The following is a 12,311-nucleotide window of genomic DNA, read 5'->3' as shown; positions in this document are numbered from 1 at the left end:
GCCCCATACCGGCGTATGGAGATACCTGCAGGTACGGTGCATCCATGCGCGCGCGTCCCTATGCCACCACCAGCCCCACGCGTCTCGCCGCTGCCCTGCTCGAGGTCGCGGCACGGATCGGGCTCGACGGCGCCAGCGTGCGCGAGGTGGCCAGCCATGCGGGTGTATCGATCGGCGCCGTCCAGCACCACTTCCCCACCAAGGACGAGATGCTCGCCTACTCGTTCCGTTCGCTCGCCGAGCGGGTGCTGACACGGTTGAGCACCGTCGACCCGGACATCGATCCGGCGCGCACCCTGTTCGCGGCGCTGAGCCAGTTGCTGCCGCTCGACGAGCAGCGCACCGCCGAGGCACACGTGATGGCGGCGTTCACCGTGCGCGCCGCGACGTCGCCCTCGTTGAGCAGGATCCGGCACACGACGTTGTTCACGATGCGCACCGCGGTGTCCGCCGTCCTGATCCGGATGGGCACCGCGGAGGCCGAGACCCGGGCGGCTTTGCTGCTGGCCGCGGTCAACGGTCTGGCTCTCGACGCGATCGCCAGTCCAGAACTGTATCCGCCGGAGTACCTGACCCACGCGCTGCACACCCAGATCCAGTTGTCCCTCGACGGCGCCGACGCCCACTGACTGCCTTCCACAATGCTTGTGGCCGAATGTCACACGCGTTCGATCCGATCGACGCGATGTGACATTCGGCCACACAGGCACGGGGGTGGGTCAGCGCGCGGTCCAGCCGCCGTCCATCGTGTAGGACGCGCCGGTGACCATGCCGGCGTCGTCCGAGGCCAGCCACGCGACGAGGGAGGCCACCTCCTCGGGTTCGACGAGCCGCTTGATCGCGGGTTCGGTGAGCAGCACGTCGGCGAGCACGCGTTCCTCGTCGATGCCGTGCAGCCGGGCCTGGTCACCGATCTGCTTCTCCACCAATGGCGTTCGCACGTAACCCGGGTTGACGCAGTTGCTGGTGACGCCGTGCGGCCCGCCCTCGAGGGCCGTGACCTTCGACAGTCCTTCGAGGCCGTGCTTGGCGCTGACGTACGCGGACTTGAAGGCCGACGCCCGCAGGCCGTGCACCGACGACACGTTGACGATGCGCCCGAAGCCGCGCTCGTACATGTGCGGCAGGGCCGCCTTCACGAGCAGGAACGGCGCTTCCACCATGAGCGTCTGGATGCGGCGGAAGTCGGTGAGCGCGAACTCCTCGATCGGCCGGACGACCTGGATGCCGGCGTTGTTGACGAGGACGTCCACCTCGAGCCGGAGGCCGTCGAGCTGGTCGGTGTCGAGCAGGTCCACCCCCCACGCCTGTCCCCCGATGTCGTGGGCGAGGGTCTTGGCGGCCACCTCGTCGACGTCGGCGACGGTGACGTGCATGCCGCGGGCGGCGAGCTTCCGGGCACAGGCGGCACCGATGCCGCTCGCTCCGCCGGTGACCAGTGCGGTGCGGGCACTCATGCGGGCACCGCCGTCTTCTCGGCGTCGACGGCCCGCACGTCCGCGGCGTCGACGTCGCGCAGGCTGAGCCCCTTGGTTTCCCGGGCGGCGACGACGGCGATGATCGTCACCACCGAGGCCACGGCCAGGTAGATCGCGATGGGCACGGCACTGCCGTAGCGGCTGAGCAGTGCGGTCGCGATGATCGGCGCGAGCGAGCCGGCGACGATGGAGGTCACCTGGTAGCCGAGCGAGACGCCCGCATAGCGCATCCGGGTCGGGAACATCTCGGCCATGATCGCGGGCTGGCCGGCGTACATGAACGCGTGGAACACCAGGCCGATGACGATGGCAGACATGACCAGGGCGTTGTGACCGCTGTCCATCATGGGGAAGGCGAAGAAGCCCCAGGTGCCGGCCGTGACGGCTCCGACCATGTACACGGGGCGGCGGCCGAAGGTGTCGGACAGGCGCCCGATGACGGGGATGATCGCGAAGTGCACGGCGTGCGCGGCGAGCATCCACCACAGGATGGTGGCGGTGTCCGCACCGACGACCACCTTGAGGTACGTGATCGAGAAGGTGACCACGAGGTAGTACATGACGTTCTCGGCGAAGCGCAGGCCCATGGCGGTGAACACACCGCGCGGGTAACGCTTGACGACCTCGACGACGCTGTACGAGCTGGACTTCAGCTGCTCGGCCTCACGCTGCGCCTCGAGGAAGATCGGTGCGTCGGTGACCTTGGTGCGGATGTAGTAGCCGACCAGGACGATGACCGCCGACAGCCAGAACGCGATGCGCCAGCCCCACGAGAGGAACGCCGCGTCGGACAGCGTGGTGGTCAGGATCAGCAGCACGACGGTGGCGACGAGGTTGCCCATCGGGACACCGGCCTGCGGCCACGATGCCCAGAAGCCGCGGGAACGGTCCGGGCTGTGCTCGGCGACGAGCAGCACCGCGCCACCCCACTCGCCACCCACGGCGAAGCCCTGCACGAAGCGCAGCGTGACGAGCAGCGCGGGCGCCCAGTAACCGATGGCGCCGAAGGTGGGCAGGCAGCCCATGAGGAAGGTGGCGACGCCGACGAGCACGAGGCTGGTCTGCAGCAGCTTCTTGCGGCCGAACTTGTCGCCGAAGTGCCCGAACACCACGCCGCCGAGGGGCCGTGCGACGAAGCCGACGGCGTAGGTGACGAACGCCGCGATGATGGCGTCGAGTTCGTTGCCGTTGTCGGGGAAGAAGACCTTGGAGAACACCAGGGTGGCGGCGGTGCCGTAGAGGAAGAATTCGTACCACTCGACGACGGTGCCCGCCATCGAGGCGCCGACGACCTTGCGCAGACCCGAGGTGGGGGTCTCGTCCGGTGCGCGGCCGCCGGGCCGTGACTGTTCGACACTCATGGGTTCGTCCTCCTCGGTTCGACTGTGACGGGCAACACTTCTGAAGGCATGTGCCGAGTATCGATGCACAGATCTGCATGCACAATGACGCGATCCGCAGAGCGAATCTGCAAGAATGCACACATGAGCGTGCCGTCGGCCGATGACCTGCTGGTTCTGCTGGCCGTCGGCCGCACCGGCCGCTTCACCACCGCCGCCGACGACCTCGGCGTCAACCACACCACCATCGCCCGTCGGATCGCCGCGCTGGAGAAGAGCCTCGGCGGGCGCGTGCTGGCCCGCGCGTCCGGCGGCTGGGAACTCACCGAGCTCGGCCGCTCGGCACTCGCCGCGGCCGAACGGATCGAGGCCGCCGTGGCCGGACTGGCCGGTCCCGGCGGGGACCGCGGCCTCGAGGGTGTCGTGCGGGTCTCGGCCACCGACGGCTTCAGCGCCTACATCGCGGCGCCGGCCGGCGCGCTGGTGCGGCGTCGGCACCCGGGCATCGCGGTGGAGATCGTCGCGGCCACCCGTCGCGCGTCGCAGCAGCGGTCCGGACTCGACCTCGAGGTGGTGGTGGGGCGCCCCCAGGTGCACCGCGCCGAGGCGCACCGGCTGGCCGACTACACCCTCGGCCTGTACGCGGCGCGGGCCTACGTCGACGAGCACGGTGCTCCCACGACGGTGCGCGAGCTGGGCCGTCATCCGCTGGTGTACTTCATCGACTCGATGCTGCAGGTCGACGACCTGGACCTGGCCCGTCGCATCGCCCCGGACATGCACGAGTCGGTGAGTTCGACCAACGTGTTCGTCCACGTCGAGGCCACTCGCGCCGCAGCCGGGCTCGGGTTGCTGCCGTGCTTCATGGCCGACCGGCACGCCGACCTGGTTCGGATCCTGCCCGGGGAGGTGGAGGCGCGGCTGAACTACTGGATGGTGGCGCGATCGGAGACGCTGCGCCGGCCGGAGGTCGCCGCCGTCGTCGCGGCGATCCGCGAGACCGTGCACGCCCAGCGTTCCGTCCTGCTCGGCCGCCCCGCCGCGTGACCCACCCGCCGTGCACGTGGCCGAATGTGACATCGCAGTCGATAGTCTGACCAGATGTCACATTCGGCCGGGGACGCGCGCGCAGGTGCCGGCCGGTTCGCCCCGAGCCCGTCGGGCGACCTGCACCTGGGGAACCTGCGCACGGCGGTCCTCGCGTGGCTGTTCGCCCGGAGCACCGGACGCCGGTTCCTGATCCGCGTCGAGGATCTGGACCGGGTCCGGCCGGGCGCCCAGGAACGTCAGCTCGCCGATCTCGCCGCACTGGGCCTGGACTGGGACGACGAGGTCGTCCACCAGTCGCGGCGGTTGCCGCTCTACGACGCCGCGATCGCTCGCCTCACCCGCGCAGGCCTGACCTACGAGTGCTTCTGCACCAGACGCGAGATCCAGCACGCGGCGTCTGCACCGCACGCCCCGCAGGGTGCCTATCCGGGCACGTGCCGCACGCTCACCGAGGCCGAGCGGGCAGCGAAACGGGCATCCGGACGGCCGGCCGCGATCCGCCTGCGGTCCGGTGCCGTCACCTTCACCGTGCACGACGTGGTGCACGGCGACTTCGCGGGTGTGGTCGACGATCTGGTGCTGCGCCGTGGCGACGGGATCCCCGCCTACAACCTGGCCGTCGTCGTCGACGATGCGGCCCAGGGCATCGACCAGGTGGTCCGCGGCGACGACCTGCTGACCTCCGCTCCGCGACAGGCCTACCTCGCGGCGCTGCTGGGGCTTCCGGTGCCGACGTACGCGCACGTGCCGCTGGCGCTCAACGTGCACGGCAAGCGCCTCGCCAAACGCGACGGCGCGGTGACGCTCACCGACCAGGCGGCGCTGGGCCACACCGCGGCCGACGTATTGGGCCGGATCGCGGTCTCGCTCGACCTGGCGGACAAGGACGAGCCCGTCACGTTGGAGTTGCTGCTCGGGCGCTGGGATCCGGCCCGGCTCCCGCGGGAGCCGTGGGTGTACGACGGCAGCTGGTGACACCGCCCGCGCGACCGGTGTCGGTCCGTTTCGTGCCGCTCGTCCGGCTCGCGGAAGTTCCGGTGATCGTGCAATTCGGGCGCGCCGGACGTAGTGTGCGCAGTCGACAACGCGATTGGCTCCACCCTCCCCTCGAGAAGGATCCGATGACGACCGGCGGATACGACCCCAGCAAAGAGCCCGACAACCAGGGCGGCGCACCCAACCCTCCGCAGGGCGGCTACCCGCCGCCTCCCGGGAACTACCCCCCGCCCGGGAACTACCCGCCGCCTCCCGGCAACTATCCCCCGCCCGGGAACTACCCGCCCCCGCAGGGCAACTACCCGCCCCCGCAGGGCAACTACCCACCTCCGCAGGGCAACTATCCGCCTGCCGGCGGCTACCCGCCCCCGCCGGGGAACTACCCGCCCCAGGGCGGCTACCCACCCCCGCCGGGCAACTACCCCTCGGGCAGTAGCCAGTACGGGGGGTTCGGTGGCCCCACGCAGCTCAACGTCGGCGAGGCCATCGGCTACGGCTGGAAGAAGTTCAGCCAGAACGCGGGCGTCTGGATCGCGTTCGTCGTCGCGGCGGCGTTGATCCAGTTCGTGATCAATGTGATCTTCGGCGGCTTCGACACGAACGAGCTGTCGGCGCTCAGCATCATCGGCGCGATCGTCAGCGTGTTCGTCAGCATTCTGATCCAGGCTGCCTACGTGCGCGGCGCGCTGCACGAAACCGACGGCAACCGCCCGTCGTTCGGGTCCTTCTTCCAGTTCGAGAACATCGGCGCCGTGGTGGTCGCGAGCCTGCTCGTCTCGCTCATGACCGTGGTCGGCTTCATCCTGCTGATCATCCCCGGCTTCATCGTCATCTTCCTGACCTGGTGGACGCTGCAGTTCGTCATCGACCGGAACCAGCCGCCGGTGGACGCGATCAAGTCCAGCTTCCGTGCCATCTCGTCCAACGTGGGACCGCTGCTGCTGCTGGCGCTCGCTCTCGTCGGCATCAACATCCTCGGCGCGATCCCGTGCGGGCTGGGCCTGCTCGTCACCATCCCGCTCACGATCATCGCTTCCACCTACGCCTACCGGGTGACCACCGGGCGCGGCGTCGCACCCTGACGGGTACGGCGTTCCACGAAGCGGCACGTCACGAATCACGAGGACCACGATGACCAGCGGGGGCTACGAACCCACTCCCGATCCGCAGGATCCGAACAAGTACCCGGGCGCGCAGCCGTACGGCCCGCCGCCCGGGTACGGCCCGCCCCAGGGTTACCCACCGGGCTACGGCGCACCACCGCCCGGCTACGGTCCGCCGCAGGGGCCGCCACCGCAGTACGGCGCTCCCCAGTACGGCGGGGCACCGCAGCAGCCCGGAGCACCGTACGGGCCACCGCCGGGGGGCGGCCCTGCCGGATATGGACCGCCCGGCTACGGAGCCCCCGGTGGCTACCCACCGCCCGGCTTCGGTTCGTCCCGCCCGCAGATCGACATCGGCGCCGCCCTGAGCTACGGGTGGCGCAAGTTCAGTGAGAACGTCGGCGGCTGGCTGAGCCTCGCCGGCGTGATCGTCGTGGCCGCGCTGGTGTTCGGCGCCCTGATGTTCGGGGTCGTGATGGCCTCGACCACGACGGACCGCTACGGCGACACCACCGGCATGTCGGGCGTCGGGATCGCCGTGATGATCGTGCTGATCGTCGCGTTCGTCATCGGCATGCTCGTCGTCCAGGCGGCCGGGGTGCGTGGAGCCCTGTACGAGCTGGACGGCCACAAGCCGGCGCTGAAGGACTTCTTCCGCGTCGGCAGCCTCGGTCCCATCCTGCTCGCGTCCCTGCTCATCGCGCTGGGAACACTGCTCGGTTCGCTCGTCATCGTCGGTGGCATCGTCGTCGCCTTCCTGACCGTGTGGACGCTGCACTTCGTCATCGACCAGCGGCAGGACGCGGTCACGGCGATCAAGTCGAGCGCGTCCGCGGCCGCGGCCAACGTCGGGCAGCTGATCCTGCTGTGGCTGGTGCTGTCCGCGATCAACTTCGTCGGCGCGCTGCTGTGCTACGTCGGCCTGCTGGTCACCGTGCCCGTCACCACCATCGCCTACGCGTACGCCTACCGCGTCGCCACGGGTGGGCGCGTAGCTCCCTGACAGCAGGTCGCGGGTCCCGGATCCGCCGGGCCGGAGCCCGCGTCCTGTTCGTCCGTTCTTCGCCTTCCGACCGCCCGAGTGCTTGGATGGCCGGGTGACAGAGCACGTGCAGACTCAGCAATCCGACCACACGCACTTCGCCCGCGTGGTCCGCAGCCACTACCCCGGGCTGGTGGCCCTGTTCACGGCGGTGCTCATCATCTCCAACGTCGCCGCCGGCAAGGGCGTGGCGTTCTTCGGCGACGCCGAATGGGCGCTCGGCCCGCTGCAGATCCTGCCGATCATCACCGACGGCGCGTTCTTCCTGTTTCCCCTCGCCTACATCGTCGGCGACGTCCTGAGCGAGGTCTACGGCTTCGCCGCGACCCGGCGCGCCGTGTACTACGGTTTCGGCGCGGTGGCGCTGGCCGCGCTGTGCTTCTGGATCGCCCAGCAGCTGCCGCCCGCCGACTTCTACGAGAACCAGCCCGCGTTCGAGGCGGTCCTCGGGGTGGTGCCGCGGCTGCTGCTGGCCGGTCTCGCCGGTTACCTCGTCGGGCAGCTGCTCAACTCCTACGTGCTGGTGCGCATCAAGGAGATCACCAAGGAGAAGCACCTGTGGGCCCGGCTGATCGGCTCCACCGTCGTCGGCGAGTTCGCCGACACGCTCATCTTCTGCGCGATCGCCGCCGGCGTCATCGGCATCACCACGTGGGCGGACTTCGTCAACTACGTGGTGGTCGGGTTCCTGTGGAAGACCCTCGTCGAGATCGTCGTCATGCCGGTCACCTACGCGGTCATCGCGTACGTGAAGAGGCGGGAGCCGACCTACGCCGAGTGACCGCCGGCCCGGACGTCCGCCGACGCGCAGCGCCGAACTCGCTCACCGCCGCGCGTAGAACCGGCCCAGGGTCTCGGCCTTGTGCTCCTCGAAGTACCCGCCGTCGACGGCGGCGCGGATGTCGTCGACGAGCCGCACCGTGAACCGCTCGTTGTGGATGGTGCACAACGTGGCCGCCAGCATCTCCTTGGCCTTGAACAGGTGGTGGATGTAGGCACGCGTGTAGTGGCGGCAGGTGTAGCAGTCGCAGTCCTCGTCGATCGGGGTGAAGTCGCGGCGGAACCGGCTGGTGTTGATGTTGAACCGGCCGTCCGGGTGGTAGATGGCCGCGTTGCGCGCCACCCGGGACGGGTTCACGCAGTCGAACGTGTCGACACCGTGCTCGATCGCGACGAACATGTCGTCGGGCTCGCTGATGCCGAGCAGGTGCCGCGGCTTGTGCTCGGGCAGCTCCTCGGTGCACCACCGGACGATGGTGCCGAGGTTCTGCTTCTCGAGGGCGCCGCCGATGCCGTAGCCGTCGAAGCCACGGCCCGACTCGCCGACGATCGACTCGAGACCGCGGCATGCCTGCCGGCGCAGATCCTCGTACTGCGCACCCTGCACCACACCGAACAGCGCCTGATACGGACGGTGGGCTCGTTGCGCCGTGAGCTTCTCGTGCTCGGCGATGCACCGCACCGCCCATGCCTGGGTCCGCTCGACGGACCGCTCCTGGTAGCCGCGGGTGTTCATCAGGGTGGTCAGCTCGTCGAACGCGAAGATGATGTCGGCGCCGAGCTGATGCTGGATGCGCATCGACACCTCGGGCGTGAACCGGTGCCGGGAACCGTCGAGGTGGGACTTGAAGGTGACGCCGTCGTCGTCGACGTGCGCGAGGCGCTCCTTGCCTTCGGCTATGACGTCGTCGGACTGCACGCCGACGGCGTCCATCGCCAGGACCTTCTTGAAACCGACCCCGAGGGACATCACCTGGAATCCGCCGCTGTCGGTGAAGGTGGGCCCGTCCCAGTTCATGAATCTGCCGAGCCCACCGGCCTCGTCGACGATGTCCGACCCGGGCTGCAGGTACAGGTGGTAGGCGTTGGCGAGCAGCGCCTGCACCCCGAGTTCCTTCATCGCCTCGGGCAGGACCGCCTTGACCGTCGCCTTGGTGCCCACACCGACGAACGCCGGGGTGTGGATGTCACCGTGCGGGGTGTGGATCGTGCCGGTGCGTCCGAGTCCGTTGTCGAGCCGGGTCCGGACGGTGAAGAACGGGTCGGGCGGGGTGGGCACGGCGGAAGCGGTGGTGCTGGGGTCGGTCACGTCGGTATCCAATCACGAGGTCCGGTCACGGCGCCGACGGCAACCGCACCGCGAGGGCGAGGACGGCGACACCGGCGAGCGCGAGCCCCGCGCCCACGGCGGCCGGCGCGGTGTAGCCGAAGCCCGCGGCGATCACCGCGCCCCCGATCCAGGCGCCGAACGCGTTGGCGAGGTTGAACGCCGCGTGGTTGAGCGACGCCGCCAGGGTCTGGGCGTCCTCCGCGACGTCCATGAGCCGGATCTGCAGGCCCGGTCCGACCGCGGCGCAACCCGCACCGAGGAGGAACACCATCGCCAGGGCCGTGTACGGGTTGTGCGCGGCCGCGACGAACACGGCCAGCAGCACCGCCAGCGTCGTCATGGTCGTGAAGATGCCCGGCACCAGGGCCCGGTCGGCAACGCGGCCACCGACCACGTTGCCGAGCACCATGCCGAGACCGAAGAGCATCAGCGCGACCGGGACCAGCGCCCTCGACACTCCGGCGACGTCGGTCAGGGTGGTGCTGATGTAGGTGTAGACGGCGAACACGCCGCCGAAGCCGATCATCGCGACCGCCAGCGTCATCCACACCTGCCCGCGCCGCAGCGCGCCGAGTTCGGTGCGCACGCTGGTGGTGCGGATCGCCAGGGTGGGCACCCACGCGGCGATCGCAGCGACGGTGACCGTGCCGATCACCGCCACCAACGCGAACGCCGAGCGCCAGCCCAGCGCCATGCCGAGCCACGACGCGACCGGCACCCCCACGACGTTCGCCACCGACAGGCCCATCATCACCAGCGCCACCGCCCGGGCGCGCTGCCCGCGGCCGGCCAGATGCGCGGCGACGAGCGCGGCGACCCCGAAGTACGCACCGTGCGGCAGCCCGGCGACGAACCGGGAGGCGACGAGCAGTCCGTAACTCGGCGCGAGCACCGTCGCCGCATTGCCGACGGTGAAGGCGATCATGAGCGCGATCAGCAGCGTCTTGCGTGGCAACCGGGCGGTGAGCGCCGCGATCAGCGGCGCACCGACGACGACACCGGCCGCGTACGCCGACACGACGTGCCCGGCGGTAGGTTCGGAGACCCCGAGGCCGGTCGCGATGTCGGGCAGCAGGCCCATCGCGACGAACTCGGTGGTCCCGATGCCGAATCCGCCGAGGGCGAGCGCCCACATCGCGCGGGCCCGCCGCGATCGGGCGTGCGGTGTCGTCGCGGTTTCGTGGACGGCCCCCGGCGCTGCGGAGGCAGGTGGGCATGCGGATGCCGTCGTCGTCATGAGCGGGAACCTTCGAATAGTGCGGGATGCGCTGGATCGGCGTGCGAGACCAGCCGAGTCTCCATTCTCTTGCACATGCCCATTCGACCTCGAATCGAGAGGACGTGAGTTCGGCCACCCCGGCACGAGACGCGCCCTGCGAAGGATCGGTCCACGACCCGCCGCGCCCGGGACGGGGCGCGCAGATCACGCTGCGGCCCGGCCGCCGCATCCACAGCGAAGATATCCGAAACCATTCTGCGACAAAGACTTCGAAGACCGACACGACCGGGACAGGCGACAGAATTCACCAGTTCGCGCCGGCCCGTTCGGATGCGCGCAGCCGGAGCACCACGTCGCCGATCCGGTACCGGCTCATCACCGTCGGAGCGGGCGGGTACACGACGGCCGGAGAATTCGTGTCGCTCGTCACGACAGGGGCGTGATCGACACCGAAGCTGCGGGCCGCATTAGCACGAATACTCCTGTGCAGCAATGCTATTCCGGAATCATCGAGACCCCGGCCGCTGCGGTGCAGTGAGAGGTCTCCCTCAGCACACCCTGCGCCACCGCGAAGGTGCGCGCCGTCGCCGTGATCATGGATTTCGGATTCGCTGCCCGGGCAGCCACGAACGCAGCCACACTTCGTGAGGGTCGTCCACGACCCGGCGCGGGAACCCTGCCGCTCGCCGAATCGAACGAGCGCCGTCGAGCTGGGATCGTTCGCGATTCGCAGGGCGAGGGCCGGCGCGCGACGGCAGTACGGCTCAACGGGCCTGCGCAGGCACCCTCGAGAAGAAGCGCGCCGGGTTGTCCGTCCGCAGGCGCATGCCGGCGGCACCACCGAGCACCAGGGGCCGCGCGTAGGGCCGGTCGGAGCCGAGCAGCACCCGGTCCTCGCCCAGGCGCGCGGTCACCGCAGCGACGACCTCCCGCCCGTACGACGACGTCTCCACATAGACCCCGGCCCCGGGGATGCTGCCGGGACCGCCGCGCATCGCCATCCGATCGGCATGCAACGGGGCCAGGCCGGCGAGCATCGCGAACAGCACCCGCAGCGCCGGGAACCGGCGCGACCCGAACTCGTGCCAGGCGAACCAGGCGGTGTGCATCTGGGTCACGTACGACACCATCGCCGGCCACCACGGCGGAGCGCCGGGCGCGGCGGCCGGACCGGGATGCACGAACAGCGGCTTGTGTGCCCGCTCGAGTTCTGCCAGCAGCGGCGCACACCGGTCGAAGCCCGCCGAGTCGGCCAGGGCCGTCGCCGGCAGCTGCAGACCCACGCACCCGGCCGCGAGAACCACACGCAGCGTCTCCGGGTCGGGTTCGGCGAGACCGGCTGCGGCCCACACCCCGAACCGGTCGGGCAGGCTCAACGCCCCCTCGTGATACGCGTCGAGCAGCGGCCGGGACTCCTCGGCGGGCAACTCCTCGATCCCGAGCGGGCTCGACAGCGACACCAGCGCCAGGTCGATTCCGTCCCGGACCGCGAGGGCGGTCCGCGCAGCGACCGAATGATCGGCGGGGTCGACCCGGTACGGCGGCTCCCCCGGCAGGTGCAGCACCCAGCCGTCGAGCCGGGGCGGCGCACTGCGCGCCCGGAGGGCGTCGACGAAGGACGCCGGCCACACATGTTGATGCACGTCGACGCGGGGACGTCGCCTCATGCGTCCACGTTCGCCGCCGCGCGCCCCCGTGTCAACAGTCGTTCGCATCCCGGCGACGAACCCGGCCGCCGGCCGACGCGAGGCTCGGGCGTGGCCGACCCCGCGGCGCGGACCTCCCACGCCGTACGTACCGTATGTACGGTGTCGGCCCGGACCTCGTCCGGCACGATCGACCCGCACGCCTCCGCCCGGACCCCGCCGAGGCGCTCGCGGCCCGCTCCTTCGACGCCGGACACACCACGGCACTAGCCTGGGACCGAGCGTGTTCGCCGATCGTCGGAAGGAGCACTCCGTGCCTCCCCATTG

General features: G+C 70.2%; 12 protein-coding genes. 6 read left to right on the top strand and 6 right to left on the bottom strand.

The annotated features are described in order from the left end of the window. Nucleotides 1-44 precede the first annotated feature (44 nt). Complete coding sequence (locus QYS60_RS16340) at nt 45-629, top strand: TetR/AcrR family transcriptional regulator (RefSeq protein ID WP_003936888.1); 585 nt, start codon at nt 45-47, stop codon at nt 627-629. A 90-nt stretch (nt 630-719) separates the two neighbouring features. On the opposite strand, the gene QYS60_RS16335 is transcribed toward QYS60_RS16340, so the two are convergent. Together QYS60_RS16335 and QYS60_RS16330 are read right to left on the bottom strand one after the other, a co-directional pair. Continuing rightward, nucleotides 720-1,457 (bottom strand): 3-hydroxybutyrate dehydrogenase, encoded by a 738-nt coding sequence (locus QYS60_RS16335; RefSeq protein ID WP_289377988.1) that lies wholly within the window; start codon nt 1,455-1,457, stop codon nt 720-722. Then, on the bottom strand, nt 1,454-2,839 hold the full coding sequence (locus tag QYS60_RS16330) for an MFS transporter (protein WP_003936890.1): 1,386 nt from the start codon (nt 2,837-2,839) through the stop codon (nt 1,454-1,456). Before QYS60_RS16330 ends, QYS60_RS16335 begins: the two co-directional genes overlap by 4 nt. A 123-nt stretch (nt 2,840-2,962) precedes the next feature. Here QYS60_RS16330 and QYS60_RS16325 point away from each other — a divergent pair, with 123 nt between their 5' ends. The 5 genes from QYS60_RS16325 (at nt 2,963) to QYS60_RS16305 (ending at nt 7,790) form a co-directional block, all read left to right on the top strand. Next, entirely contained in the window at nt 2,963-3,865 is a 903-nt protein-coding gene (locus QYS60_RS16325; RefSeq protein WP_371383661.1) for a LysR family transcriptional regulator, read from the top strand. Between the two features lie 54 nt (nt 3,866-3,919). Continuing rightward, nucleotides 3,920-4,843: a tRNA glutamyl-Q(34) synthetase GluQRS gene (gene gluQRS, locus QYS60_RS16320; RefSeq protein ID WP_289377990.1), complete on the top strand. Its 924-nt coding sequence runs from the start codon at nt 3,920-3,922 to the stop codon at nt 4,841-4,843. Between the two features lie 146 nt (nt 4,844-4,989). Beyond that, complete coding sequence (locus QYS60_RS16315) at nt 4,990-5,946, top strand: hypothetical protein (protein WP_371383660.1); 957 nt, start codon at nt 4,990-4,992, stop codon at nt 5,944-5,946. A gap of 49 nt (nt 5,947-5,995) precedes the next feature. Further along, nucleotides 5,996-6,970: a hypothetical protein gene (locus QYS60_RS16310; protein WP_371383659.1), complete on the top strand. Its 975-nt coding sequence runs from the start codon at nt 5,996-5,998 to the stop codon at nt 6,968-6,970. A 94-nt stretch (nt 6,971-7,064) separates the two neighbouring features. Then, on the top strand, nt 7,065-7,790 hold the full coding sequence (locus tag QYS60_RS16305; RefSeq protein WP_289382494.1) for a queuosine precursor transporter: 726 nt from the start codon (nt 7,065-7,067) through the stop codon (nt 7,788-7,790). 42 nt (nt 7,791-7,832) lie between these two features. Here the strand turns inward: QYS60_RS16305 and tgt are convergent, their stop codons facing one another. The 4 genes from tgt to QYS60_RS16285 all read right to left on the bottom strand — a co-directional run bounded on the left by tgt (nt 7,833) and on the right by QYS60_RS16285 (nt 12,005). Further along, nucleotides 7,833-9,098, bottom strand: a complete 1,266-nt coding sequence (tgt, locus tag QYS60_RS16300; RefSeq protein ID WP_003936896.1) for a tRNA guanosine(34) transglycosylase Tgt — start codon at nt 9,096-9,098, stop codon at nt 7,833-7,835. 25 nt (nt 9,099-9,123) lie between these two features. Next, nucleotides 9,124-10,254 carry an MFS transporter gene (locus QYS60_RS16295; protein WP_003936897.1) on the bottom strand — a complete coding sequence of 377 codons (1,131 nt, stop codon included), beginning with the start codon at nt 10,252-10,254 and terminating at the stop codon, nt 9,124-9,126. A gap of 388 nt (nt 10,255-10,642) precedes the next feature. Continuing rightward, nucleotides 10,643-10,768, bottom strand: coding sequence for a hypothetical protein (locus tag QYS60_RS16290; RefSeq protein WP_371383658.1), 126 nt, complete (start codon nt 10,766-10,768; stop codon nt 10,643-10,645). A gap of 334 nt (nt 10,769-11,102) precedes the next feature. Then, on the bottom strand, nt 11,103-12,005 hold the full coding sequence (locus tag QYS60_RS16285; protein ID WP_371383657.1) for an amidohydrolase family protein: 903 nt from the start codon (nt 12,003-12,005) through the stop codon (nt 11,103-11,105). Between the last annotated feature and the right edge of the window lie 306 nt (nt 12,006-12,311).

It is taken from the genome of Rhodococcus sp. GXMU-t2271, assembly GCF_041414735.1.
Classification (GTDB): domain Bacteria; phylum Actinomycetota; class Actinomycetes; order Mycobacteriales; family Mycobacteriaceae; genus Rhodococcus; species Rhodococcus indonesiensis.
Note: the sequence above shows the minus strand (reverse complement) of the source record. Positions and strands in the feature narration are given on the sequence as shown.

Coding starts and splice junctions, on each gene's coding strand:
- gluQRS (WP_289377990.1), top strand. CDS start 3,920: ATGTCACATTCGGCCGGGGACGCGCGCGCAGGTGCCGGCCGGTTCGCC.
- QYS60_RS16325 (WP_371383661.1), top strand. CDS start 2,963: ATGAGCGTGCCGTCGGCCGATGACCTGCTGGTTCTGCTGGCCGTCGGC.
- QYS60_RS16335 (WP_289377988.1), bottom strand. CDS start 1,457: ATGAGTGCCCGCACCGCACTGGTCACCGGCGGAGCGAGCGGCATCGGT.
- QYS60_RS16285 (WP_371383657.1), bottom strand. CDS start 12,005: ATGAGGCGACGTCCCCGCGTCGACGTGCATCAACATGTGTGGCCGGCG.
- QYS60_RS16310 (WP_371383659.1), top strand. CDS start 5,996: ATGACCAGCGGGGGCTACGAACCCACTCCCGATCCGCAGGATCCGAAC.
- QYS60_RS16340 (WP_003936888.1), top strand. CDS start 45: ATGCGCGCGCGTCCCTATGCCACCACCAGCCCCACGCGTCTCGCCGCT.
- QYS60_RS16315 (WP_371383660.1), top strand. CDS start 4,990: ATGACGACCGGCGGATACGACCCCAGCAAAGAGCCCGACAACCAGGGC.
- QYS60_RS16295 (WP_003936897.1), bottom strand. CDS start 10,254: ATGTGGGCGCTCGCCCTCGGCGGATTCGGCATCGGGACCACCGAGTTC.
- QYS60_RS16330 (WP_003936890.1), bottom strand. CDS start 2,839: ATGAGTGTCGAACAGTCACGGCCCGGCGGCCGCGCACCGGACGAGACC.